At 65.8% G+C, this 22,663-nt stretch carries 12 protein-coding genes and 1 pseudogene; 4 read left to right on the top strand and 9 right to left on the bottom strand.

Going from position 1 to position 22,663, the window contains the following annotated elements; genetic code table 11:
- Positions 1-14: 14 nt before the first annotated feature.
- Positions 15-1,565, top strand: a pseudogene (locus tag C3F36_RS14120) (methyl-accepting chemotaxis protein); the annotation flags it as partial.
- A gap of 105 nt (positions 1,566-1,670) precedes the next feature.
- On the opposite strand, the gene C3F36_RS14115 reads toward C3F36_RS14120, so the two are convergent.
- Together C3F36_RS14115 and tpx are read right to left on the bottom strand one after the other, a co-directional pair.
- A complete protein-coding gene (locus C3F36_RS14115) occupies positions 1,671-2,891 on the bottom strand; it encodes a DEAD/DEAH box helicase (protein ID WP_104456059.1) in 1,221 nt (406 codons plus the stop codon).
- A 146-nt stretch (positions 2,892-3,037) separates the two neighbouring features.
- Positions 3,038-3,538, bottom strand: a complete 501-nt coding sequence (gene tpx / locus C3F36_RS14110; RefSeq protein WP_010672853.1) for a thiol peroxidase — start codon at positions 3,536-3,538, stop codon at positions 3,038-3,040.
- A gap of 254 nt (positions 3,539-3,792) precedes the next feature.
- Between tpx and C3F36_RS14105 the strand changes: the two genes are divergently transcribed.
- Positions 3,793-6,210 carry a zinc/cadmium/mercury/lead-transporting ATPase gene (locus C3F36_RS14105; protein WP_104455269.1) on the top strand — a complete coding sequence of 806 codons (2,418 nt, stop codon included), beginning with the start codon at positions 3,793-3,795 and terminating at the stop codon, positions 6,208-6,210.
- Positions 6,211-6,405: 195 nt separating this feature from the next.
- Here C3F36_RS14105 and pulA read toward each other — a convergent pair whose 3' ends face one another.
- Positions 6,406-10,458 (bottom strand): pullulanase-type alpha-1,6-glucosidase, encoded by a 4,053-nt coding sequence (gene pulA, locus C3F36_RS14100; protein WP_104455268.1) that lies wholly within the window; start codon positions 10,456-10,458, stop codon positions 6,406-6,408.
- 261 nt (positions 10,459-10,719) lie between these two features.
- Between pulA and C3F36_RS14095 the strand changes: the two genes are divergently transcribed.
- A complete protein-coding gene (locus tag C3F36_RS14095; RefSeq protein ID WP_041211001.1) occupies positions 10,720-11,121 on the top strand; it encodes a hypothetical protein in 402 nt (133 codons plus the stop codon).
- A gap of 15 nt (positions 11,122-11,136) precedes the next feature.
- On the opposite strand, the gene dmeF is transcribed toward C3F36_RS14095, so the two are convergent.
- Complete coding sequence (gene dmeF / locus C3F36_RS14090) at positions 11,137-12,078, bottom strand: CDF family Co(II)/Ni(II) efflux transporter DmeF (RefSeq protein ID WP_104455267.1); 942 nt, start codon at positions 12,076-12,078, stop codon at positions 11,137-11,139.
- A 71-nt stretch (positions 12,079-12,149) separates the two neighbouring features.
- Between dmeF and C3F36_RS14085 the strand changes: the two genes are divergently transcribed.
- Positions 12,150-12,425: a metal/formaldehyde-sensitive transcriptional repressor gene (locus tag C3F36_RS14085; protein ID WP_041214512.1), complete on the top strand. Its 276-nt coding sequence runs from the start codon at positions 12,150-12,152 to the stop codon at positions 12,423-12,425.
- Between the two features lie 28 nt (positions 12,426-12,453).
- On the opposite strand, the gene bcsC is transcribed toward C3F36_RS14085, so the two are convergent.
- Genes bcsC through bcsR form a run of 5 tightly spaced genes read right to left on the bottom strand, consistent with a single transcriptional unit; the run spans position 12,454 to position 22,659 of the window.
- A complete protein-coding gene (gene bcsC / locus C3F36_RS14080; RefSeq protein ID WP_104455266.1) occupies positions 12,454-15,894 on the bottom strand; it encodes a cellulose synthase complex outer membrane protein BcsC in 3,441 nt (1,146 codons plus the stop codon).
- Complete coding sequence (gene bcsZ, locus C3F36_RS14075; protein WP_233759657.1) at positions 15,879-16,988, bottom strand: cellulose synthase complex periplasmic endoglucanase BcsZ; 1,110 nt, start codon at positions 16,986-16,988, stop codon at positions 15,879-15,881. Before bcsZ ends, bcsC begins: the two co-directional genes overlap by 16 nt.
- 3 nt (positions 16,989-16,991) lie before the next feature.
- The gene (gene bcsA / locus C3F36_RS23850) at positions 16,992-21,779 is read right to left on the bottom strand and encodes a UDP-forming cellulose synthase catalytic subunit (protein ID WP_233759656.1); all 4,788 of its coding nucleotides are present in this window, start codon (positions 21,777-21,779) and stop codon (positions 16,992-16,994) included.
- Positions 21,776-22,438 (bottom strand): cellulose biosynthesis protein BcsQ, encoded by a 663-nt coding sequence (gene bcsQ, locus C3F36_RS14060; protein WP_104455264.1) that lies wholly within the window; start codon positions 22,436-22,438, stop codon positions 21,776-21,778. The genes bcsA and bcsQ overlap by 4 nt, the downstream gene beginning before the upstream one ends.
- Positions 22,435-22,659, bottom strand: a complete 225-nt coding sequence (bcsR, locus tag C3F36_RS14055; protein ID WP_104456057.1) for a cellulose biosynthesis protein BcsR — start codon at positions 22,657-22,659, stop codon at positions 22,435-22,437. The genes bcsQ and bcsR overlap by 4 nt, the downstream gene beginning before the upstream one ends.
- Positions 22,660-22,663 lie beyond the last annotated feature (4 nt).

Raw genomic sequence — 22,663 nt, 5'->3', positions numbered from 1 at the left:
TTCAGGATGGGCACATGACCACAACCCGGCACGAAGGGGAGATCCGTTTCCCCGATCACATATCACTGATCTCGACCACGGATCCCGCCAGTCACATCACCTATGCCAACCAGCACTTTTGCGATGTGGCGGGCTACAGCGCGACCGAAATGGAAGGGGAGCCCCACAATCTGGTCCGCGACCCCGACATGCCCAAGGCCGCGTTCGCCGACATGTGGCGCCGCCTGCAACAAGGCAAGAGCTGGATGGGGCTGGTAAAGAACCGCGCCAAGAGTGGTCAGTTCTACTGGGTCAACGCCTACGTCACGCCGATTCTCAACGATCAGCAGCAGATCATCGAATACCAGTCTGTCCGCACCCGTCCCCAGGATCACGACATCGCCTGGGCAGAGCAGCTCTATGCCCGGATCCGTGACGGCAAGGCACTGCCCTGGCTGACCCGGCTGACCCTGGAGCCGGGGCAGCTGTGTCTGCTGCTCTCTGGCACCGCCCTGCTCGGCATGGGGGCCAGTCTGGTCACCGGCCAGCCGGGGTGGGGCGTCATCACCCTGCTCTGCTTGCTGGCCCAGATGGGGCATGGCTGGCATCTGCAACGGCGGCTGACCAGGCTGCTGGCCATGGCGGGCGAGGAGCAGGGCAGCGCCCTTTGCCAGGTACTCTATGCCAGGCGTCAGGACAGCCTGGCCGCCCTTGAACTGCTGCTGCGCATGAAGAAGGCGGAGCTGCGCGCCGTGGTGGGTCGCAGCGCGGACACCAACCAGCAGATCCTGCAGGCGGCGGAGGATGACAGGGGGCATATCCAGACCATAGACACTCACCTGCAACAGCAGCGGGCCCAGAGCGAGCAACTGGCGGCGGCCATCACCCAGATGAGCCAGTCCATCCGCGATGTGGCTGACAATGCCCACCAGGCCAATGCGCTGGTGGGCGAGGTCCAGCAGGTTTCCGCCAGTGGCCAGCAGGCGCTGGCCACCACCCGGGATTCGGTCGACAGGCTTCATCAGGAGCTGGACGCCAGCCAGGGCGTGCTGGCGCGCCTGACCCAGGACAGCCAGAAGATCAACGGCATTCTGGAGGTGATCGGGCAGATTGCGGATCAGACCAACCTGCTCTCCCTCAATGCGGCCATCGAGGCGGCACGGGCCGGTGAACAGGGGCGCGGCTTTGCGGTGGTGGCCGACGAGATTCGGGCCCTGGCCCAGAAGACCCGCAGCTCCACCGGCGAGATAAGCGACATGATAGGGGCGCTGCAACAGAGCACCCGGCAACTGTCCGATGGCATGGAGCAGGGGGCCCAGACATCAGTGCTCTGCCAGCAGCACATGGGGGCCACCGCCGAGGTGCTCGACCAGATCAACCGGATGCTGGCCCGGGTGACCCACACCAGCGACGAGATAGCCCAGGCGGTGAGCCAGCAGGCGGATGTCACCAGCACCCTGGATCAGGGGATCCACCAGATCCACCAACTGGCGAGCCATACCGCGGACAACAGCCGTCAGGCCCTCGATGGCATCACCCTGCTGGTGGAGCGGTTGCAAAACCTCTCCCGCCTGATCAACCAGTTCCACGACTGCCCCCCTTGCCGTGTAGTTTGGCGCGCCCCCGGGCGCGCTGCCGATCTCTCCTCTCCTTCACGACGACAGGCTCCCGCCGGGGGCAAGAAGTCCGTCTCAGGATTTGCCCTTGAACTGCTTGATGCTGCGCTTGCCCTGGGTGCGACGGTTCGCCTGCTTGTCTCTTGGCGCCCGTTTGCTCTCCCCGCTGGCGGGTTTGTCGGTCACCGGGAAACCTGCCAGCGCCGCCAGGGGCAGGGGCCGACCGGTCAGGGCCCGGATCCCCTCGAGCGCCTCCCCATCCCCGTGGCAGGTAAGGGAGATGGCCAGACCGCTCTGCCCGGCACGGGCGGTACGACCGATACGATGCACGTAGACGGGCGCATGCTCCGGCAGATCCAGATTGATCACCACCGGCAATGCCTCCACGTGGATGCCGCGCGCCATCAGATCCGTGGCCACCAGCACCCGCACCCTGCCCTCCTTGAAATCCGCCAGCGCCTGCTCCCGCGTGGCCTGATCCTTGTTTCCGTGCAGGGCTGCCACCGTCATGCCAGCCCTGGCGAGTTTCTTGGCCACCCCGTCCGCGCCGTCCCTAGCACTGATGAAGACCAGCACCTGGGGCCACTCTCCGGCCTCCAGCAGGGCGATCAGCGCAGGCACCTTGCTGCTCCTGTTGACCAGATAGAGCCGCTCCTCGATGTCGTTCACCAGGCTGTTGAGCGGCTCGGCCTCGATGCGCACCGGATCCTGCAGCAGGCCCGAGGCCAGGCTCTCCAGCTCGACCGGCAAGGTGGCGGAGAAGAGCATCTGCTGCCGCGCCTCCGGCATTGCCTTCATCAGCCACTGGATATCGGGCCAGAACCCCATCTCCAGCAGGCGATCCGCTTCATCTAGCACCAGCATGCGCAGGGCACCCAGCCCCAGCGTCTGCTGGGCCAGCAAGTCCCGCAACCGTCCGGGGGTCGCCACCAGCAGTTGGGGGCCGAGAGCCAGTTCCTGCTCCTGCCACTCCTGGGCCACCCCGCCACACAGGGTCAGAAGGCGCACCCCCAACCCGTCGGCAATCTCCTGCAGGGCGGCGCTCACCTGGCTTGCCAGCTCCCGGGTGGGGACCAGTACCAATCCCTGTACCCGGTCACTGGCTGCGTCCAGCCTCTGCAGCAGCGGCAGGCCGAATGCCAGGGTCTTGCCACTGCCGGTCCTGGCCAGGGCAAGCAGATCCCGTCCTGACAAGGCAGCAGGAATGGCTAGCTGCTGAATGGGGGTCGGTTTTTCCAGCGCTGCGGGCAGCAGGGGCAACAGGGCGGGGTCAAGGGCGAGTTCGTCAAACGTCATGGGGATCGCAGATACAAGCTGAACGAGGATGTGGAGGCGAAGTCTAGCCAGACCCACCCCATAAGTAAAAGGTTCGGGAGCGCAATAAAAACGGCCTGCCCCGTGTGAACGGGGCAGGCCGTCAGGCAATCAGCCTGTGGCGCGACTTACAGAACGGCCAGGGCGGCGGCGTAGTTCGGCTCGTCGGCGACTTCGGCCACCAGCTCGCTGTGCAGCACCTTGTCATGCTCATCCAGTACCACGATGGCACGGGCAGCCAGACCCACCAGCGGACCGGAGGAGAAGGCCACGCCGTAGTCCTGCAGGAAGGAGACGCCACGCAGGGTGGAGAGGTTCACCACCTTGTCCAGACCCTCGGCGCCGCAGAAACGGGCCTGGGCGAACGGCAGGTCGGCGGAGATGCACAGCACGACGGTGTTGTTCAGGGCGCTTGCCTGCTCGTTGAACTTGCGTACGGAAGTGGCGCAGGTCGGGGTGTCGACGCTCGGGAAGATGTTCAGGATCTTGCGCTTGCCGGCGAAGGTCGCCAGGGTCGCATCGGACAGATCGCCAGCAACCAGGGAGAAGGGCTTGGCCTGCTCACCGGCAACGGGGAAGTGGCCGGAGACGGAGACGGGGTTGCCTTGCAGGGTGACGGTATTGCTCATGTTAGGTCCTTGATGATTGATGTGGGATCCAGGGTCCCCAGTATAGGCCCGCCACGGGATGACAAACACCCGCTAATGAAAGGGATTTGGCATCCCTTTGCATCCCCCCTGCTCCAGAGGCAGCTCAGCGGCCACTGACATGGCCCCGGACAAAGAGGAGAAGAGGGCTTGACCTTGGACTTTACACCAAGGTTTACACTCGGCTCAGTCATCCAGGATCCCGCAGGGGCGGGATCCCTCAAGAGGAACGCATCATGAGCAAATCCTGCTGCAGCCATCAACACGCCGCCGCCTCCATCAAGGCCGTCAGCAAGGCCGCCACCCCACAGGCCGGGCACAGCCACACCAGCCACTGCTGCGACAACGCGGCACAGGCCAGTGGTGTCGCCAACCCGATCCGCCACGATCATCAGGGGCAAAGTGGCGCAGACGGCTCGAGTGATGAAGAGCCCCCCAGAGGCACTTGCGCCACCGACACAGCCCACGACCACGATCATCATGAGCAGGGGCACGCCCACACGACCGCCGCGACCGAGCCGCCGCTGGCTACCCCCGAGCAAAACAGCCGCCGCCATAGCTGGCAGGTGCTGGGCATGGATTGTCCCAGCTGTGCACGCAAGATAGAGACCGCCGTCAGCCGGGTGGAGGGCGTACAGCAGGCTCGGGTGCTGTTTGCCACCGAGAAGCTGGTGGTGGATCTGGCCCCCGGCCTCTCCCCCGACCCCGTTACCGCCGCCGTGCTGGCCGCCGGCTTCCAGCTCAAAGGGGGCGTTCAGAACACGGCTCGCAGCGAACCGGGCCGCAGCCCGCTGATGCAGAGGGTCAGTAACCTGCTCGGCAAATACTGGCAGCCCCTGTCGCTCGCCGGATTGATGGGGGTGGCGGCCCTGTTGCCGGCCCAGCTAGGTCAGCCGCTCTTTACCCTGGCCACCCTCTGGGGACTGTGGCCCGTCGCCCGCAAGGCGTGGGCACTGACCAGAAGCGGCTCTCCCTTCGCCATCGAGACCCTGATGACGGTCGCCGCCGTGGGGGCCCTGTTCCTCGGCGAAACCGCCGAAGCGGCCATGGTGCTGCTGCTGTTCATGCTGGGGGAACATCTGGAAGCCTACGCCGCCGGCCGCGCCCGCGCCGGGGTCACCGCCCTGATGGCGCTGGTGCCCGACAAGGCGCTGCGCATCCGCACCACTGCCGAGGGCGAGGTACGGGAAGAAGTCGCTGCCGACCAGCTGCGCCCCGGTGACATCATCGAAATCGCCCCGGGTGCCCGCCTGGCCGCCGATGCCCGCCTGCTCGACCCCCTCGGCGCCTTTGACGAGAGCGCCCTGACCGGCGAATCCATCCCGGTGGAGCGCCGCCGGGGTGACAAGGTCCCCGCCGGCAGTCTGGCGGCGGATCGGGTGCTGCGCCTTGAGGTGGTATCAGAGCCCGGCAACAACGCCATCGACCGCATCCTGCACCTCATCGAGGAGGCCGAGACCCAGCGCGCCCCCATCGAGCGTTTCATCGATCGCTTCAGTCGCTGGTATACCCCGGCCATGATGCTGGTCGCCCTGCTGGTGGTGCTGGTACCGCCGCTCGCCTTCGGCCAGATCTGGGACGAGTGGGTCTATCGCGGGCTGGCGCTGCTGCTGATCGGTTGCCCCTGCGCCCTGGTCATCTCCACCCCGGCGGCGGTCACCTCGGCACTGGCGGCAGCCACCCGGCAGGGTGCCCTCATCAAGGGGGGCGCCGCGCTGGAGCGCCTCGCCCACATCGATACCCTGGCCTTTGACAAGACCGGCACCCTGACCCTGGGCAAGCCGCAGCTGACCGAACTGGTGAGCCTCGATGGCCAGCCGGAGGCCGACCTGCTGGCGCTGGCGGCGGCCATCGAGCAGGGCTCCCACCACCCGCTGGCCCGCGCCGTGGTGACGGCGGCAGGGAAGCGGGGTCTTGCCCTGGCGGCGGCCCAGGAGCTGCGCGCCCTGCCCGGCATGGGGGTAGAGGGTCGCATCGACGGAGTCCTCTGGCAGCTGCTGGCACCGAGCCGGGTCGCCACCCTGGATGCGGCGATGCTGGCCCGGGTCGCCACCCTGGAGCAGCAAGGCAAGACAGTGGTGGTGCTCGGTCAGCCCAACGCCGCCCCGGCCGCCCTGCTGGCCCTGCGCGACCAGATCCGCCCCGAGGCGGCTGCGGCGCTGCAGGAGCTCAACCAGCTCGGCCTGCAGAGCATCATGCTGACCGGGGACAACCCCCGCGCCGCCGAGGCGATCGCCGGCGAGCTCGGCATGGGCTGGCGCGCCGGCCTGCTGCCGGAGGGCAAGGTCGATGAAATCGCCAAGCTCGGCCTCAGCCAGAAGGTCGCGATGATCGGCGACGGCATCAACGATGCACCGGCCATGAAGCGGGCCAGCATCGGCATCGCCATGGGAGGCGGCACCGACGTGGCGCTGGAGACCGCCGATGCGGCGCTGACCTACAACCAGCTCGGCGGGGTCGCCGCCATGATCCGGCTCTCCCGCGCGGCACTGGCCAACATCCACCAGAACATCGCGCTGGCGCTGGGGCTCAAGGCCATCTTCCTGGTCACCAGCCTGCTCGGCATCACCGGCCTGTGGATTGCGGTGCTGGCCGACACCGGCGCCACCGCCCTGGTCACCGCCAACGCCCTGCGCCTGCTGCGAAAACGCTAGGCCGGCCGTAAACTGAACAACCAACAGCCGCTCCAACGGGGCGGCTTTTTTATTGCCTCGCCCACGAGCAAAGAAAAAGCGCGGCTGCCGGTCGGCAGTCGCGCTTTGCTTACTCTCTCGGTGTTATCCCGCCCTTGGCGAGGCGGAATTCAACCCGGGGGCTGCCGAGCCAGCCCCGGGCTCGATGGGAAAGACTTACTTGGCGCTGCACTCCTGGATGATGACGCTGCCCACCTCGCCGGAAGTCTGGGTCGGGTCAACCTTCACCAGGAAGCTCCACAGACCCTGTTCCAGCGTGATGCTGTTGTTGCCCATGCCACCGTCGCCGTGCTGGAGCGGGTAAACCTGCTCGGGCTCCAGTGCGATCAGGGTGCCACCGGCATCCTTCACGAAGAACTGCTTGCTCCAGTTGCCATCGTCGTTGGCAAACTTGAAGTCAAAGCTGCCCGCGTAGTTGAAGGCGGCCTGATAGATGGCGAGGTTACCTTCCATCCCCTTGTAGCTCAGCTGGTAGGCCGGCTGGGCGTTCCAGTCGCTCAGACTGCCGCGCACATAGAGCGGGAAGCCGAGCGGATTGCCCGCGACGGTATCCAGCACCTTGCAGCTCTGCGCCGGTTCGGTGTAGCTGACACTCAGGGTGGGCTTGTCCTTGTTCATGGCGGTGAAGACAAACTTGTAGGTACCAGCCTTCTCCACGTTGAACGGCAGATCCCCGCCATTGGCACAGAGCGTATTGACCTGGCCGGTCGCAAGCTGGTCGGTATCGCTGCACTTGCCGTAATTGACGGGGCCGCTCCACTCGTTGCCAGCGATCTTCACCTGGGTCGACCCCAGCTGATCCGCCGTCACCTCGGTGGTGAACTCATAGGTGAAATTGCCACTGAAGTTCATCTTGTTGACCGGATCCCACTGATTCAGGAAACCGCGCACGAACACCTCGGTGTCACCGAAGGGAGGCAAGGTGCTCAGATCCGTCTTCTTGCTCACCGGCAGCCCCGCGCCCTGGGCACCGCTCTGCGGCTTGACGAACACCGCCGCCGACCAGGCGCCAAGGGTCAGCTGACCGCTGTCATTGGCCGCACCGCTGGCGATGCTGTCGGAGTCACGGTGGGCACCGCTCAGGACCATGCCGGTCAGATCGATGGGCTGATCCTTGCCGTCACGGAAATCGCCGATGCTCTGGGGCTGATTGGTGGCGTTGATCATCACCACCAGGCCGTCGATGGCCGGATCCAGATCCGCACCGGCGCCCACCCCGTCATCCACGCTCATCACGATGAGACCCGGGATCTGCTCAGGGCCGGTGTTGCGGAAGTCGACCCGCTTGATCACCTCGGCGCCGCTGCCAAGACGCAGCAGACGAGAGGATTGACGCAGTTCGGAGAGCTCCTGGTAGAAGTTCACCATCTGATGCATCTCGGCCGAACCCGGCTTGGCGTGCTGGCCGAGCACCTGCTCGATCAGCTCGTAGTTGGCCTCGTCCTTGTCCTTGCGCGGCAGCCCTTTGTCAAAATTATTGTCACTTAAGCCGTAGTCGACCCGGTTGTACCAGTCACCGGAGTCGTAGCTGTCCCGCTCCATGGACTTGGAACGCAGCAGCTCGACACCCGCGTGGGTGAAGGGAATGCCCTGACCCAGCATGGCGGTCGCCAGAGAGACCCCCTGCATCCGCACCAGGTCGGCCCCGGCGGGTGCCTTGTACACCAGGTTGTCGAACAGGGTCTGGTTGTCGTGCTTGTCGACATAGTTCTGGATTTCGGTCGGATCCTGGGCATAGCCCGCCGGTTGACCGTTGTAGTCGATGTCGGAGCCTTTCTTCGGAATGCCGTCCTTGTCGGTCAGCACGAACTCCTTGAGATTGCCCGCCATGCCGAGGCGCACCAGATCGGACTGATGCAGGGCAGTGGCGAGATCGACGCCGTCCAGCTCGTTGGCATCCACCAGGGCGCCGTTGCCAAAGCCCTGGGTCTTGCGAATGGCTTCGCCGCCGTCGAACGGGCTGCCGCCGCGCACCGCATCACGCAGCCGGTCGGAGAAGGATCCGATGCCGGTACCGGCCAGGTGCTTCTGGGTCGCCTGCACGAAGCGCTTGTCATCCTGCACCTCGCCGAAGTTCCACCCCTCGCCGTAGAAGTACATGTCCGGATTGACCTTCTTCACCTCGGCCAGGGCCTGCACCATCTGATCTTTCGGGTGATGGCCCATGAGGTCGAAGCGGAAGGCATCGATCTTGTAGTCCCGTGCCCAGGTGACCAAAGAGTCATCCATCAGCTTGGCGAACATGGCGTGTTCCGGCGCCGTGTTGGAGCAGCAGGTGGAGTTTTCCACCGAACCGGTCTCCGGATTGAGGCGCTGGTAGTACCAGGGCACAATCTTGTCGAGCACGGATTTGGAACCGAGACCCGCTTCGTTGGTGTGGTTGTAGACCACGTCCATCACCACGTTCATGCCGATGTTCTGCTTGATGGCCTGCACCATCTCGCGGAACTCCTTGATCCGGGTCGTCCCCTCCGCATTGGTGGCGTAGGAGCCTTCCGGGGTGGTGTAGTGGTAGGGGTCATAGCCCCAGTTGAAGGAGTCAACCCCACGCAGGTAGCCGTACAGCTCCTGCACCACGGGGTTTTCCTTGCTGTCGCTGGCTTGCAGATCACCGAGCACGGCTTCGATGGTCTCGCCGCCACCACAGTGGCTGGCAAACCTGGAGTTCTTGACCTCGGGATTGACCTCGCACAGCTTGCTGAAGTCATCACCGATGTTGGCCACCTTGGCCGGATCCTCGTTGACGGTGGCGATGTCGAACACCGGCAGCAGGTGCAGGTGGCTAACGCCGCTCTTGGCCAGGGATTTCAGGTGGGTGACGGGCACGCTGTCGCTGTCGGTCAGCCCGAGGAACTTGCCGCGGTGATCCACCGGCGTCGACTCGTCGTTGCCGGTCAGATCCCGGACGTGGGCCTCATAGATGGTGATGTCGGCGGGGTTCTTCTGGCTGTGGGGGGCCTTGAGGCTGTCCCAGCCTTCCGGCTTGAGGGCCGGATCGTCGAGATCCACCACCTGGCTGAACTCGGAGTTCATCGCCAGGCTCAGGGAGTAGGGGTCGGTCACCTGATAGGATTCCAGCTTGCGGCTGACCGGGTGATAGACCTGGATATCGTAGCGGTAGTATTTGCCGACAAGATCGCTGCCCCCCTGTACGCTCCAGCTGCCGCTGGCCTCGTCCAGGGTCATGGCGCGCTCGCCAAGCGACTTGTGCTGCTCGTCGAACAGCGCCAGCTTGACTGACTTGGCGGTCGGCGCCCAGAGCCGGAAGGTGACATTGCCTCCCTCCACCACGGCGCCGTAGGCCAGCTTGGTGGCCGCTTCGCTGTAAAGGGCATCGAGGGCACCGGCACTCTGCACCAGGGTCGCCCCCTGCAGGATGCCGTCCGCATCGGTCCCGATGGCGACCAGCTCACCCTTGAGCAGGGGCTTGAGATCTTTCCCCGCAGGCAGGGCGAAGGCGGCGGCATCCTTGAGGTGCGGGTATTTGGCCTGCTGCTCTTCGGTCAGGCTGGTCGGGGTCAGCTTGAGGTAGGGAAAATCGAATACACCCTCGCTGTTTGCGGTGATGGTGCCTGACTCTGTGTAGTAGAGGCGCACATAGGGCTTGTCCTTGCCCCCTTGCCAAATCAGGGTGTTGTCGTCGATGAGATGGGCACTGGCCCCCGCCACGCCGAAGGCGGCGGTGAAGGCTTCCGCCCGGCTGCCGAAGATCTCGTTCTTGCCGGCGACGATGGCCACGGTGCGATCCGGGTGATCACTGAAGACCACCTTCATGTCGCTGCCGGTCAGGTTCGCGAGATCGCCGTTGCGGGCGATGAAGTTGATGCAGCCTTCCATCTTGGAGAGCGGCACGACCCAGGCCGGACCAAAACTGTCCGCCGCGGACGGCGTCTTGCTCTTGTCATCCCAACCGGTGTTGAGGCCGCCCTCCGAGGTCGAGTTGCAGGCGTCGTTGTTCCACAGGTGCAGGTTGTGGCTGGCGAACGGGCCGGTGACACCGCGCGCCGCGCTGGTCTGGGTATCCACCAGGGCGATGACCGCTTCGTCGGGGCCGGCCGTCAGCAGTTCGGCCGGGGGCTGGACGTTGGGAAGACGAGCGACGGGCTCATCCTGAGGGGCAGGAGCAGAAGAACTGTTGTCGTTACAGCCTGACAAAAGCGCGAGCAGTGAGGCTGTTACCAGCGCCACTTTGGTCTTTTTCATATCCATTTTTTTATAATTCCCGCTGTAGTTAGTCTCGATATCCGAGTACCCGGTCATTGCCGAGCGGTGTCATATTAATCAGCGGGAATTGCCGTAAATGTGAGCAGATGGGCAAAAAAAACCAATCCGCATCAACAAGATAACGTTTTCATAACGAAAACTCGATCGCGCTCACAGACCTGGCACCGCTTTCGGCCCATACCAGCGGAAAGAGGGGAGCGAGTGACGAAATCAATGTCCAATCAAATGGATAGAGGGGGCTGGGTGATGAAACGGATTGAGGAGCAGGCCAGGCGGCTGGACCAGGAGTATCAGGGCATTGCCCAGTTGTTCGATCAGTTCTGCCAGCAGGCCGGCGTACTCGCCGAACGCTATCACTTCTTCAACTGGCCGGATTATGAAGAGAGCCCGCCCCTCGCCCGCGCCTTCACCCTGCTGGGGGAACCACGGGAGCTGCGGCTGCGCTGTCAACCCGGCGAGGGGGGTTCCCTGAACGGCCTCCTCCAGGTGTGTGGCGAGGAAGGCAAGGTTCACGCCAGCCTGGGCTTTCATGCCGACGGCCACCTGCTGCTGGAGCCGGGCCGCCTGCTCGACGACCCGCCGGGACTGCTGCTGAGGCTGATGCTGGGCTCCCTCTGGCAGGATCAGGGGAGCGAGCCTCCCCGCTGACCCCCGCCAGGGGCGTCAGTCGGCAGACACTTCGATGGTCAGGTGCACCAGCTCCTCGTGGATGGCAAGGCGCTCGCGGATCGCCTGTGCCGGGACCGGGGTCGCCATCTGCAACGACATCGCGGCGGCATACTGCATCTGCCCCACCCGCCAGACGTGCAGATCGCGGATCTCGATGCCAGGCAGCTCGGCAATCACCTCGCGGATCTCGTCCACCAGGGGCGCATCCATCTCCGCATCCAGCAAGACGCGCCCGGTATCACGCAGCAGCCCCCTGGCCCACACCGCCACCAGCACGGCCCCGGCGATGCCCATCAGGGGATCCAGCCAGTCCGCCCCCCACAACATGCCTCCCACCAGCGCCAGAATCGCCAGCACCGAGGTGGCCGCGTCCGCCAGCACGTGGAGGTAGGCGGCGCGCAGGTTGAGATCCTGATGGCCGTGGTGGTGATCGTGCGAGTGGTCGTGATGACCGTGATGGTGGTCGTGACCATGGTGATGGCCGTGATCGTCCCTGAGCAGCCAGGCACAGGCCAGATTCACCAGCAGGCCCAGCAGGGCAATGCCGATCGCCTGCTGATAATGGATGGGGCTGGGGTCCAGCAACCTGGCCACCGACTCGAATAGCATCAATCCCGCCACCCCCACCAGCAGCAGGGCGCTGCTGAAGCCCCCCAGCACCTCTATCTTCCAGGTACCGAAGCTGAACCTGTGATCCCGCGCGAAGTGGCGGGCAGCGCGATAGGCCAGCACCGAGAGGCCGAGGGCCAGGGCATGGGAGCTCATGTGCCAGCCGTCGGCCAGCAGCGCCATGGAGTTGTAGAACCAGCCGCCACCGATCTCCGCCACCATCATGACGACGGTGAGCAGCACGGCCCAGCGGGTCTTCTGTTCGGCCAGGGGATTCCCTTCGTGGACGACGGGGTGGTGGCAGTGGGATGAGGCGAGGGATGGCATGGATTTCTCCTGAAAACAAGGATGCCATATACTATACCCCAGTATAGTTTTATTGATCGAGAGGATCCTGCATGTCACACACGGTTCACGACAAGAAGAAGCTGCTGGCACGGGTCAGGCGCATCAAGGGGCAGACCGGTGCCCTGGAGAGCGCTCTGGAACAGGAAACAGACTGCGCCGCCATCCTGCAGCAGATTGCCGCCATCCGCGGCGCCGTCAACGGCCTGATGCTGGAGGTGCTGGAGGGACACATGCGCGAGCATCTTGGCGCCGAGGAGGCGACCCATGCCGAGCGGCTGGAGGATCTGGATCAGGTGGTGAGGGTACTGCGTTCCTATCTGAAATAAGGGCGCCCGGTGATGACGGGCGCCCCTGTCAGTCGAAGTCCGCGTAGGGAGTGAGAGGCCTTGGCGGCATATCGAGATCCCCTTGCCAGGGCTTGAAGGTGTAGCGCAGGAACAGGGTGACATGGCTGGGGGCATAGTCATCCGCCTGCTGGATGTCCACCCGGCCACCGATGCGCCAGTGCTCCGTCAGCCTGTGTTCCACCACGCCATTCAGGGTGTAGCCGAATCCACTGCTGCTGCCCCCTTTCACAGGCGCATTTCTGTCTGGCAAACCGCTTGGCAACAGGCCTTCCAGCGGGTAGCGACGGCTGTCGTCGGTGCGGGCGTAGGACCAGGATCCCGATCCTCCCAGCTCCCATGACCAGTCCGGGGTACGCTGCCGGTAGCTGACCGGCACCGAGAGCGAGAAGTACCCCTGCGGGCTGTAATAACCCCCTTGTCCCAGGGTATAGCCCCCCAGATCCTGCTGGTAGTGCCACAGCATGGTGCTGAGCCCCACGCTGGCACGGCGATGGGTCTCGTTGACGAACTTGTAATAGCCCCCTCCCATGAGCTGGGTGCGCCAGTTGTCGGGCACGTTCTTGCCGGTCAGCAGATGCTGCTGGGCGCTGCCCCAGAACCCGACGGCCCCTCCCAGATCCCGGCTGAGATCGAGGCGGACCCCGTTCGCCCGCACCCCGCCCCAGCTGATGCCCGTGCCCGGATCCACCGTTCCCCCATAGGAGAGCAGCGAGCTGCTGACGGGCCGACGCGAGAGGGTCATCCCCCACCCCAGCGTGTGCCAGTCACCGGTCAAGGTGGCACCACCAACCCAGTCCACCACCTCGAAACCGAGGGGCGTGGTCCCCAAATCGAACGCCCAGGCCCCCCGCTGCCAGCCTGCCGCCAGGGTGGTCCCCCGGCTCTGCTGGTGCGCGGCCCCGCGGCAGTCCCTGGCCGCACAGGTACCGAACTGCGCCCGGTAAGGGGAGTCCGGCAGATCTCCGGCATCCATGTCGACCAGCTCAAGGCGGCCGAAGGCGGTACCACCGGCCAGCGGCGTATCCAGTTGCGCCATCTGGGTCAGCGCCCGCAGATCCGAGTAGCCCCCGGTGCCGCTGGAGCCCCAGTAATCGCTGTCCAGGGAGAAGGTGGTCTGGCTCTGCCGGTAGTGCCTGTCGAGATCGCTGCGCAGGCCGGATGCCAGCCACCCCTCCCCATCCTGACTGCGTGCCAGCCGGGTCAGCTCGCCCCCCTCCAGATCCTCGCGGGGGGCCAGACCTGCGGCCACCAGCCCCTTGCGATCCCGCACCAGAGCCCCTTCCACATCATGCTCGGCAACGCGCTGGCGGGCGGTATCGCGCCAGAACAGCGCCGTCTGCTGGGAGGCCGGTTGCATCGCCACCAGGGGTTCGTAGTCGGTGAAGATGGCGCGGGCTGTCTCGCCCTCTCCCAGCGCCTGATAGAAATTGGCTACCCGGCGGTAGTAGTTGGCCCCCTCCGGGGGCAGCGGGCTGACCGGCCAGGCGGGCAGCCAGTGACGGGCCTTTGCCAGATCGCCCCTGGCCCTGGCCAGTTCGGCCATGCCAAGCCTGGCCTCGGGCTGTTGCGGCGTGCGGGCAAGCACCTCCTGATAGCGCTGCTCCGCCAGTGCATAGGCCCCCCGATCCGTGGCCCACTCCGCCAGCATCAGGCTCGCCTCTTCATCCGGCTGCAACAGCTGAAGCAGGCGTTCGGCCCCCTCATCATCCCCGGCCTCGTGACGCGCCCTCGCCCTGACGAGCACCTCGCCGCGGGCGAGGCGCTGATCCAGCGCATCCATGTCCTGTGTCCAGCCGGACCTAGGGATGGCGGCCAGCACCCCTCTCGCCTCCATCATCTTGTCCTGCCCCGAGAGATAGAGGGCGGTGGCGTAGCGCAGGGTGGCATCCTGCGGGTGCGCCGCCAGCCGTTCCCGCAAGAGCCGCTCCCCGCTACCGGCTTCCCCGAGGCGGGCCCGGGTATCGGCCACTCGATAGGCCAGCCACACCTCTTCCGGGGTCAGCGCAAGTGCCTGCTCGCGAAGGCGCAGCGCCGCCGCCACCTTGCCGGCCCGATCGAGCTGATCGGCCTCCTCCTGCAACAGCCCGGCCCGCAGCCGCCGCCCTTCGGCCTGCATCCCGGGGGTGCCCTGCTGCTCCAGCAGGGCCAGGGCACGCGCCGGATCCTGCTCCTTGTAGAGATCGAACAGGCGGGCCAGGGCCCGCTCCCGCGCGCTCCCCATGGCGAGCGCCTTGCGGTAGGCGGACCCCGCGTCGGCATCGCGATGGCGGCCACGCTCGCTGTCTCCGAGCCCCAGCCAGGCTTCGGGCTCACGCCCATCCTGGGCGATGGCACGGCGATACAGGGTCGCCGCCTCATCCCACTGCTCCCGTTCCAGGGCGCTGCGCCCCTGGCTCACCAGCAGCCAGTAGCGGTTGGTGGCCAGCAGGCTGCGCCATTTGTCCTTGTCGGTCACCTCGGGGTGTGCCAGCACCCGTTCAAACTGGGCGATGGCCAGCGCTCGCTGATCGTTGCGGGAGTAGGCCTGCCCGAGGGCCCCCATGAGTTCGGGATCCCCCGGGTTGGCAGCCAGGGCACGCTGCAAGCGGGAGATGGAGGCACCACCTCCCGCCGTGCTTGCGAGCGCCGACTGGCGTGCGCGATAGGCAGGCGAGGCCCACTTCTCCTCCTGGGTCGCGAGCAGCTGTTCCGCCTTGGTGGTATCCCCTTCGCCAAAGAGCACCATGTACTCCTGCAAGGCAGCGATGCTCCCGGGACCGATGGGCAGGGATTCGATGTCCGCGAGCCAGATCTCGGCGGCCTCGTCCCGCTGATAGGGGTCTCGCGCCATCTCGCGCAACAGGTTCTGCGCCCCCTGGCGCCGACCCTCCGCCAGATAGAGGCGAGCCAGCCCGCCCCGCACTCTGGGCTCACCCGGATATTGCCGGTTGAGTGCCTCCAGGGCCGCCAGCCCCTTTGCCTTCATGGCCGGGATCCGTGTCTGCAACAGGGCATAATCCACCGCCACGTCGAGATTGGGGGGCAAATCACCGGAGAACAGGGAGCGATAGAGACGCTCGGCCTCCTCCAGCCTGCCGGCGCTGGTCAGCAGCCTGGCTTGTTGCAGTTGCTGGCGCCTGGCCGGTTCGTTCAGGGCCAGGTTGGCCATGCCCTGACGATAGAGCGCAGAGTCGGGGTCTTGCTTGCCAAGGCGGGCCAGCAGTGTCCCGGCCTCCTTGACCTTGCCTTGGCGCAGGGCCTGACGGGCCTGGGCTGCCAGCAGCTCCGGATGATCGGGCTCCACCAGGGAGAGGGAATAGAGGCTGTTGCTGACGAGATCTTCCCGCCCACGGGCCTCGCCAATCCTGACCTGCTCCAGCAACCAGGCCACCGGCTGTACCGTCCCTTGCGCCAGGGCTCCGCTCATCAGGCAGGCGAGCAGGCACCCAAGGGTTACTCTGCCTGACATGACTCGCTCCAATCCGGCTGCAGGGTACCGTCGGCGGCAAAGCGATAACGCCCCTGATCCCAGCCTGCGCCGAACAGGGTCAGCACGCTGCCGTAGTAGGCATCCGCATCCAGCCCGTGATCGGAGACCTGCTTGCGCAAGGTGACCTGCGCCGGCAAGCCCCGTGACAGGGGCAGGAGGGCGGCGGCAAAGCCGCTCGGCCCCTTGCCCTGAACCTGACCACTTTGGCTGGAGACCCGCTCGGGCAGATGACCCGATTCGGTCAGCTGCGCCAGCATGGGGGCAAAGTGGGCCACCAGGGAAGCCCTGGCGGGATCCTCTTCGCTCAACATGCCGAGCCAGAGATAGACGCGGATGGCGTCATAGCCACCGGTGTCGCCCTTGTCCGCCGTCACCTGCCATCCCTTGTCGGCCTGCCAGTCCACCCAGTCCGGGGCAAAGCCACGGGGCGCACTCTCCTGCAACAATTTGGGCAAGAGGGCCCGCATTTCCCCCCAGGGCCCCTTGAAGGAGGCGAATCTGGCCAGCAGTTGTGGAGGCAGATAGCTGGGGTTGAGGGTCCAGCGTCCCTCCCCCTCATAGCCTTTCGCCCCTGGCAGCAACACGGGGCCGAGACCCGGCAGCGTGGCGACCTCCTCCCGGGCGATACGCCGCAGCAACAGGGTGCCGAGGGCAGAGTAGCTGTGGTTGTCCCACAGGCGACCTGCCTCCAGCAGGCTGTAGGCTATCCAGAGATCCGAATCGGACGCGCTGTTCGCGTCCAGCACGCCCCAGTTGCCGTCCTGCTGCCTGCCCCAGAGCCAGGATGGCAGGAAGCCGGTCAGATCCCCTCGGGCGAGCTGCCGCTCCGTCCAGTCGAGCAGGCGGGCAAAGGTCTCCCTGTCATCGTTGACCAGGGCGAAGAAGAGGGCATAGCTCTGGCCTTCCGAGGTGGTGATGCGGCGCCCCTCGGCAGGGTCGATGACCCTGCCCTCTTCGCTGATGTAGTGCTGGCGAAAGTGATCCCACTCCGGCCAGTGGCAGACGGCCTGCGCCGGGAGGGAACAAAGGGCCCAGAGGAGCAGGGCACCACAGACATTTTTCATCTGAGTCATCTCTTAATCTTCCTTCAGACGGCGGCGGCTGGCACTGGCAAGCAGCACCCGCAGGCCCCAGCCCAGTACCAGCATGCAGAGCAGGGTCAGCCCGGCAAGACGCACCGGATAACGGGCAAACAGTTGCCAGAGACGCTCCCACCACGGCAGGTAACCCACCTCGTAGCGATCCCCCACCACCAGGCTCTTCACCCCGGATTCCCGGATGATGGCCACCGAGCCCGCCACCTGATCGCGCAGGGGCCGAGTCTGCAGGGCCTCATTGAGCAATGTGACCCCCGCCGGTCCATCCGCCAGCAGTGCGACCAGGCTGCGCTGATCATGGGTCGGCGATTGCAGCCCCAGGATGACGGCGATGGCCCGGTTGCCCGTCATGCCCACCCGGGCCTGGGGCTGGCGATCGGCCATGGTGTGCAGCAGATCCCCCTTGTGCTGGCGGGTTGGCTCGTTGACCCAGCTGCGCGTGGATTGCAGCAGGGCGTCGGGAGCCAGATCCCCTCGAAACTCCTCCGGCAGGGTGCCAATGAGCAGGGTATCCCGATCCGCAGTGCGCGCCCGCTCCCAGTCGTCCAGAACCTGCAGGGAGAGCGCCGGATACCCGGTCTCGGCCCCGATGGCACCGACGGCATCGAGCAAGGTGGTGATCTGCCCGGGATGGGGTCTGGCCGGCATGACAATCTGGGTGTCGGCGAGATCCGCCATCCGGCTGAACGGGAAGCCGGCATAGGCGAACGCCTTGAGGTCGGGCATCTCGATGAAGTGGCGATAGCCGGTGAAGTCGATGGTGGAGCCCTCGTCGATGCGCACCTGATGGGCAGGCGGCATCACCAGGTCGCAACGGCCATCCTCCGTCCCTCCCATGTATTGCTGGGCATACTCGAACGAGAAGCTAAGGCTGTTGGCCTGGGTGGTCTTGAACCCGGGCATGCGCAGCGCCATGGTGTCGCCGTCGTCGGCAAACCAGAGCGGCAGGGTCAGCAACCGCTCACTCTTGACTTCGCCGGGCTCGAGCGTGAACGACTTCATGAGCTGGCCGTTGACTCCCACATCCAGCCGGAAACCGTCGCGCAGGGTGGGCGAGGTGTGGTGATACTTCAGCTCCGTCCTGATGCCGTTCTCCCCCAGCAGATAGAGATCCGGCGGCAGGCGCAGCGTCAGGCTCATGGGCCACAGCGTGCGCCCCGTTGCCTGCAACTGGCCCGGGTACTCCGTCAGTTCATCAAAGCGCATCTTGCGATCCAGTCGCACCCAGTTCGGGGCATCGTAGGGCTGACGCGGGGAGAGCGGCTTCACCTCGTCCACCATGACGCTCTGGCCACGCAGCATGACATCGCCTCGCGCCAGCCCCTGCACCGCCGTCAGCAGGTCCTGCTGATCCCGCCCCAGGATCAGCAGCAGCTTCACATAGGGGTTGTCGGGGGAGCTGATCATGTCGATGGTGGGCCCCTTCACCTCGGGATAGTCCACCAGGAAATCGGGGCGCGCGTCATTGGTGGCAAAGATCACGGCGTTGCGATCCGGCAACTGGTTGATGAGCACAGGGAAATGCTGGCCCCGCCACTGGGCCTTGGTGCCGAACCAGGAGGCCAGCACCGCCGCCGCCTGCTGCTGCTCCGGGGGCACTGAGCCCGTGAACACCATGGGCAGAGTCAGCTTGCCATTGTCCCGCACGTCGAGGAACGGCATGGGAAAGAAGGAGAGCTCGTTGCGCACCGGCAGGGTCTGCAACTGCAGGGTCAGCTTGCTGTCCCGGTTGACGTTGAGCCAGAGGGTGTCGCTCGCCGGGTTCTCGCACACTTTCTGATAGTGGCCGACGAAGCTCACCTTGAGGCGGTTGAAATCCTTGGCATAGCGGGGATCCAGCTCGATGCTGGCATGGGTCATCGTCCCCATCTGATCCTGGTTGAGGGCCGTCACCCCCATCAGCTCGTCATTGAGATAGACCTTGACCTGGGAGATGAGCGGCAGCAGGGAGGGCGATGGCGTGAAGTTCAGATCCAGGGTGGCCCGGGTCACCACCTCGTCCCGCCGCACGGTGAAGTCGGCCAGTCCGTCTGGCGCATTGCCGCGCAGGGAGAGGGTGCCTGGCGATGATGCCATCTGTTCGAAGCTCATCCCCTGGGTGCGCACCGGAGCGGGAACGGGCGGCAGGGGGCCGACGGCCTCGGCGGCGGTCGCACCCTGCGCCATCAGCAGGAGAGGAATAAGGTAGCGTTGTGGTTTCATCATCCTTTCACTGTCTGTGAGGTCGGAGTCCCGGCCCGGAAATCTGGGGAGACGCGACGGGGAACGAAGGAGAGGAGCCAGCGAGCCAGCTTCTCGAGGAGGATACAAACAAAGCCGATGGGTGAGGTACGGGCCAGACGCCAGTAAGCCCCCCAGCCGAGCAGGGTAATGTCGATCAGGCTGTGGAGGGGGGCGATCCTTGCCCAGACGCTGCTGCCACAGGGACCAGGTATCGGCCCGGGCGAAGGTGCACTGGATGAACTCGACATGCTGTGCCTGCGCCATGGGCTCCAGCTCCAGTCCCAGCTTGCAGCCGAACACCCGCTGCACCTTGGCGGCGAACGCCTGCTCCCGCTGGTCATGGCGCAGCAGCAACCAGACCCTCTCCTTGTCGGCCAGGGGCAGGGGCGCCTCGAGCAGCACCCCGACCCCCCCGTTGGAGTAATCCCTGACGGTACAGGGGTAAAGGTGACCGTTCGCCAGCCTGATGGCCGCCGGCATCACCATCTCCACCCTGGGATTGGCACGGACCTGGCGCGACTCGAAGGCCACCGCCAGGGCGCCGCCCAGTATGGTCATGTTGTAGAGGGTCCAGATCATGCTGAGGATCAGGGTCGGCACCTCGTCGGCAGGGCCGGTGCCGATGCGCCAGAGGCCGAACCCCAGCCCGCACAGATTGAGCAGGATCAGCAGCAGATAGGGGCGGGAGACCGACAGATCGAGGAACACCTCCTCCGTCATCCCCCCCTTGGCAGTCACGTTGAACGTCCCCTTGTGAGGTGCAAAGAGCGCCACCGTGGTCGGCCTGGCGATGTACCAGGCCAGCACCGTCTCATAGACCTCGCCCCAGAAGGAGTGGCGCACCTTGCCCTGCAACCGGGAGTTGGTCAGGGCGCTGTGGAAGATGTGCGGCAACATGTAGAGGGCGATGGCCGCCGCAGGGGCATAGATGATGTAGGCGTGCAGGATCAGGAAGGCGAGCGGTGCCGTCAGGAAGATGAGCCTCGGTATGCCCGAGAGGAAATGCAGCATGGCATTGAAGTAGCACAGCCGCTGCCCCAGCTTGAGCCCCTTGCCGAAGAGGGGGTTGTCCAGACGCAGGATCTGCACCATGCCGCGCGCCCATCGGATGCGCTGACCGATGTGGGCAGAGAGGCTCTCGGTGGCCAGCCCCGCCGCCAGCGGGATCCGGATATAGGCCGAGGTGTAGCCGAGGCGGTGCAGCCGCAGGGAGGTGTGGGCATCCTCGGTGACCGTCTCCACCGCGATGCCGCCGATCTCGTCAAGGGCAGTGCGCTTGATGACGGCACAAGAGCCGCAGAAGAAGCTGGCATCCCACATGTCGTTGCCATCCTGCACCAGGCCGTAGAAGAGAGCCCCCTCGTTCGGCATCTTGCGAAACCGTTGCAGGTTGTGTTCGAACGGATCGGCGGAGAAGAAGTGGTGGGGGGTCTGGACCACGCCCAGACGGGGATCCCGGTAGAACCAGCCCACCGTCATCTGCAGGAAGGAGCGGGTCGGCAGGTGGTCACAGTCGAAGATGGCGACCAGATCCCCGGTGGCCATCTTGAGGGCGTGATTGATGTTGCCCGCCTTGGCGTGCTCATGGGTCGACCGGGCCACATAGCGGATCCCGGCCTCCTCGGCGAAGTCGCGAAACGCCGCCCGCCCCCCGTCGTCAAGCAGCCAGATGGTCAGCTTGTCGGCGGGCCAGTCGAGCCCCATGGCGGCGTAAACAGTCCCCTTCACGATGGCGAGATCCTCGTTGTAGGTGGGGATCATCAGATCCACGCTGGGCCACTGGGCCGGATCCGTCGGCAGTTGTGCCGGAGGGCGGTGCAGGGGCCATGCGGTCTGCCAGTAGCCGAGCAGCAGCACCAGCCAGGCATAGGTCTCGGCGGCCAGCAGCAGGCCGCAGGCCAGGCTGACGGGGTCGAACCAGTCGAGGGTCGAGGTGTAGCGCCACCAGATGTAGCGGCAGGAGATGGTGAGGGAGAGCACCATCATCATCAGCATGGGATAACGGCCCGGCACGGCCCGCAGGATAAAGGCCATGGCCGCCAGCAGGAGGACGAACACCAGCTGTGCCTGCAGGGTGAACGGCTGGGTGACGCAGAGCAGGGAGAGGCTCCCGGCCACCACGCAGAGCAGCACGCTCTTCCAGCGCGCCTCGCGGGGCGTGGCCCTGGCGGCGGCCAGCCCTTTCTCCTCCTGGCGGGCCAGGAAGCCCCCGAGAGCCTGAGTGCCCCTATGCCAGATCCGCTGCCAGGAGGCAGGCCAGCGCAGAGGGATGGGCTGTGGGCGACGCACTATCATCCAGAGGCTCTGCAACAGAACGCGCAGGGGATCCCCCACCCGGGGGTGCGTCAGCTGGGGATAGAGCCCCCGGGCATGGCCCAGCACCCATTGCCAGCCATGACGCTCGAGGGGGAAGAGAGCCCAGGCCAGCAGCCAGCCCAGGGTCAATGCGGCCGCCCCCGGGCGGGAAGCCCCCCGCTCACGCAGTGCGCGATAGCGCTGCGAGCACCAGAGGCCCGCAGCCGGCGTCAGCAGCCGCACTCTCATCGGGGGGCCTCCCCCTCTGCCAGACACCAGGTCGCCAGGGCGGCCAGCTCGTGGGCAACCAGACTGGTGGGGGCATAGCGGCCGACCGGCAGCTTGGCGGCCATGGCCTCCGCCATGGCTTCGTCCCTGTGCAGATGAAGATTGAGCAGAGGGAGCCCCCCTGCCAGCCAGAGATCCAGCAGCCCCTGCTGCAGGGCCCGCTGGCTGGAGAACTGGGTCACCAGCAGACGCTCATCGGCCGCCCAGGGGTGGCGGTGAAGCCGCACATGGCAGTTGGCATCCGCATTGACCACCAGCAAGCGCCTGCAGGGGATGACGGGGGCCATGCCCAGGGGCAGATCCAGCAGCACCAGATCATAGCCATCGATCCCCGCCAGCCACTCGGCCGACGCCCCCTCCTCCCCGCCATGGGAGAGCAGATCCAGTCCCTCCTCCCGGCGGTGAAGCGCACCTCGCCACTCCCGCGCCGGCTGGGTCAGCCGGCTCCAGCCTCCCGGATCGTCATGGGGCAGGCCAAGGTGGATGCCAAGCTGATTGTCCGGGCAGAGATCCACCGCCAGCACCCTTGCCCCCTGCTCATGGGCAGCCTGGGCCAGTCCGGCCACGATGGCGGTGGTCCCCACACCTCCCCGGATCCCCTGCAGGGCGATCACCTTCATGCAGACCTCCCCTCGCCAGTCCCCTCGGGCCCTTTCACTGCCACCTCCGCCAGCAGGGGGAAGCGTGCGCACAAGGCGGCGAGCCGCTCCCTGGCGGCAATATCCTGATAGGAGAGGCTGACACCAAAGGCCTGCTGGACCATGGCCACGTCATTGATCACCGTGCCCTCCACCAGGACGCCGAAGGGGGTCTGCATGTCTGATTGCCGTTCGCTGCGCATCGTC

The sequence above is a fragment of the Aeromonas sp. ASNIH2 genome (assembly GCF_002934795.1).
Taxonomy (GTDB): Bacteria; Pseudomonadota; Gammaproteobacteria; order Enterobacterales; family Aeromonadaceae; genus Aeromonas; species Aeromonas caviae.
The sequence above is the reverse complement of the archived record's forward strand: the minus strand, read 5'-3'. Positions and strand labels throughout refer to the sequence as shown.

Excerpts from the sequence above, each read along its gene's own strand:
- tpx (WP_010672853.1), bottom strand. The coding sequence starts at position 3,538 with ATGAGCAATACCGTCACCCTGCAAGGCAACCCCGTCTCCGTCTCCGGC.
- pulA (WP_104455268.1), bottom strand. The coding sequence starts at position 10,458 with ATGGATATGAAAAAGACCAAAGTGGCGCTGGTAACAGCCTCACTGCTC.
- C3F36_RS14105 (WP_104455269.1), top strand. The coding sequence starts at position 3,793 with ATGAGCAAATCCTGCTGCAGCCATCAACACGCCGCCGCCTCCATCAAG.
- bcsC (WP_104455266.1), bottom strand. The coding sequence starts at position 15,894 with ATGTCAGGCAGAGTAACCCTTGGGTGCCTGCTCGCCTGCCTGATGAGC.
- bcsA (WP_233759656.1), bottom strand. The coding sequence starts at position 21,779 with ATGAGAGTGCGGCTGCTGACGCCGGCTGCGGGCCTCTGGTGCTCGCAG.
- bcsQ (WP_104455264.1), bottom strand. The coding sequence starts at position 22,438 with ATGAAGGTGATCGCCCTGCAGGGGATCCGGGGAGGTGTGGGGACCACC.
- C3F36_RS14095 (WP_041211001.1), top strand. The coding sequence starts at position 10,720 with ATGAAACGGATTGAGGAGCAGGCCAGGCGGCTGGACCAGGAGTATCAG.
- bcsR (WP_104456057.1), bottom strand. The coding sequence starts at position 22,659 with ATGCGCAGCGAACGGCAATCAGACATGCAGACCCCCTTCGGCGTCCTG.
- dmeF (WP_104455267.1), bottom strand. The coding sequence starts at position 12,078 with ATGCCATCCCTCGCCTCATCCCACTGCCACCACCCCGTCGTCCACGAA.
- bcsZ (WP_233759657.1), bottom strand. The coding sequence starts at position 16,988 with ATGACTCAGATGAAAAATGTCTGTGGTGCCCTGCTCCTCTGGGCCCTT.
- C3F36_RS14115 (WP_104456059.1), bottom strand. The coding sequence starts at position 2,891 with ATGACGTTTGACGAACTCGCCCTTGACCCCGCCCTGTTGCCCCTGCTG.
- C3F36_RS14085 (WP_041214512.1), top strand. The coding sequence starts at position 12,150 with ATGTCACACACGGTTCACGACAAGAAGAAGCTGCTGGCACGGGTCAGG.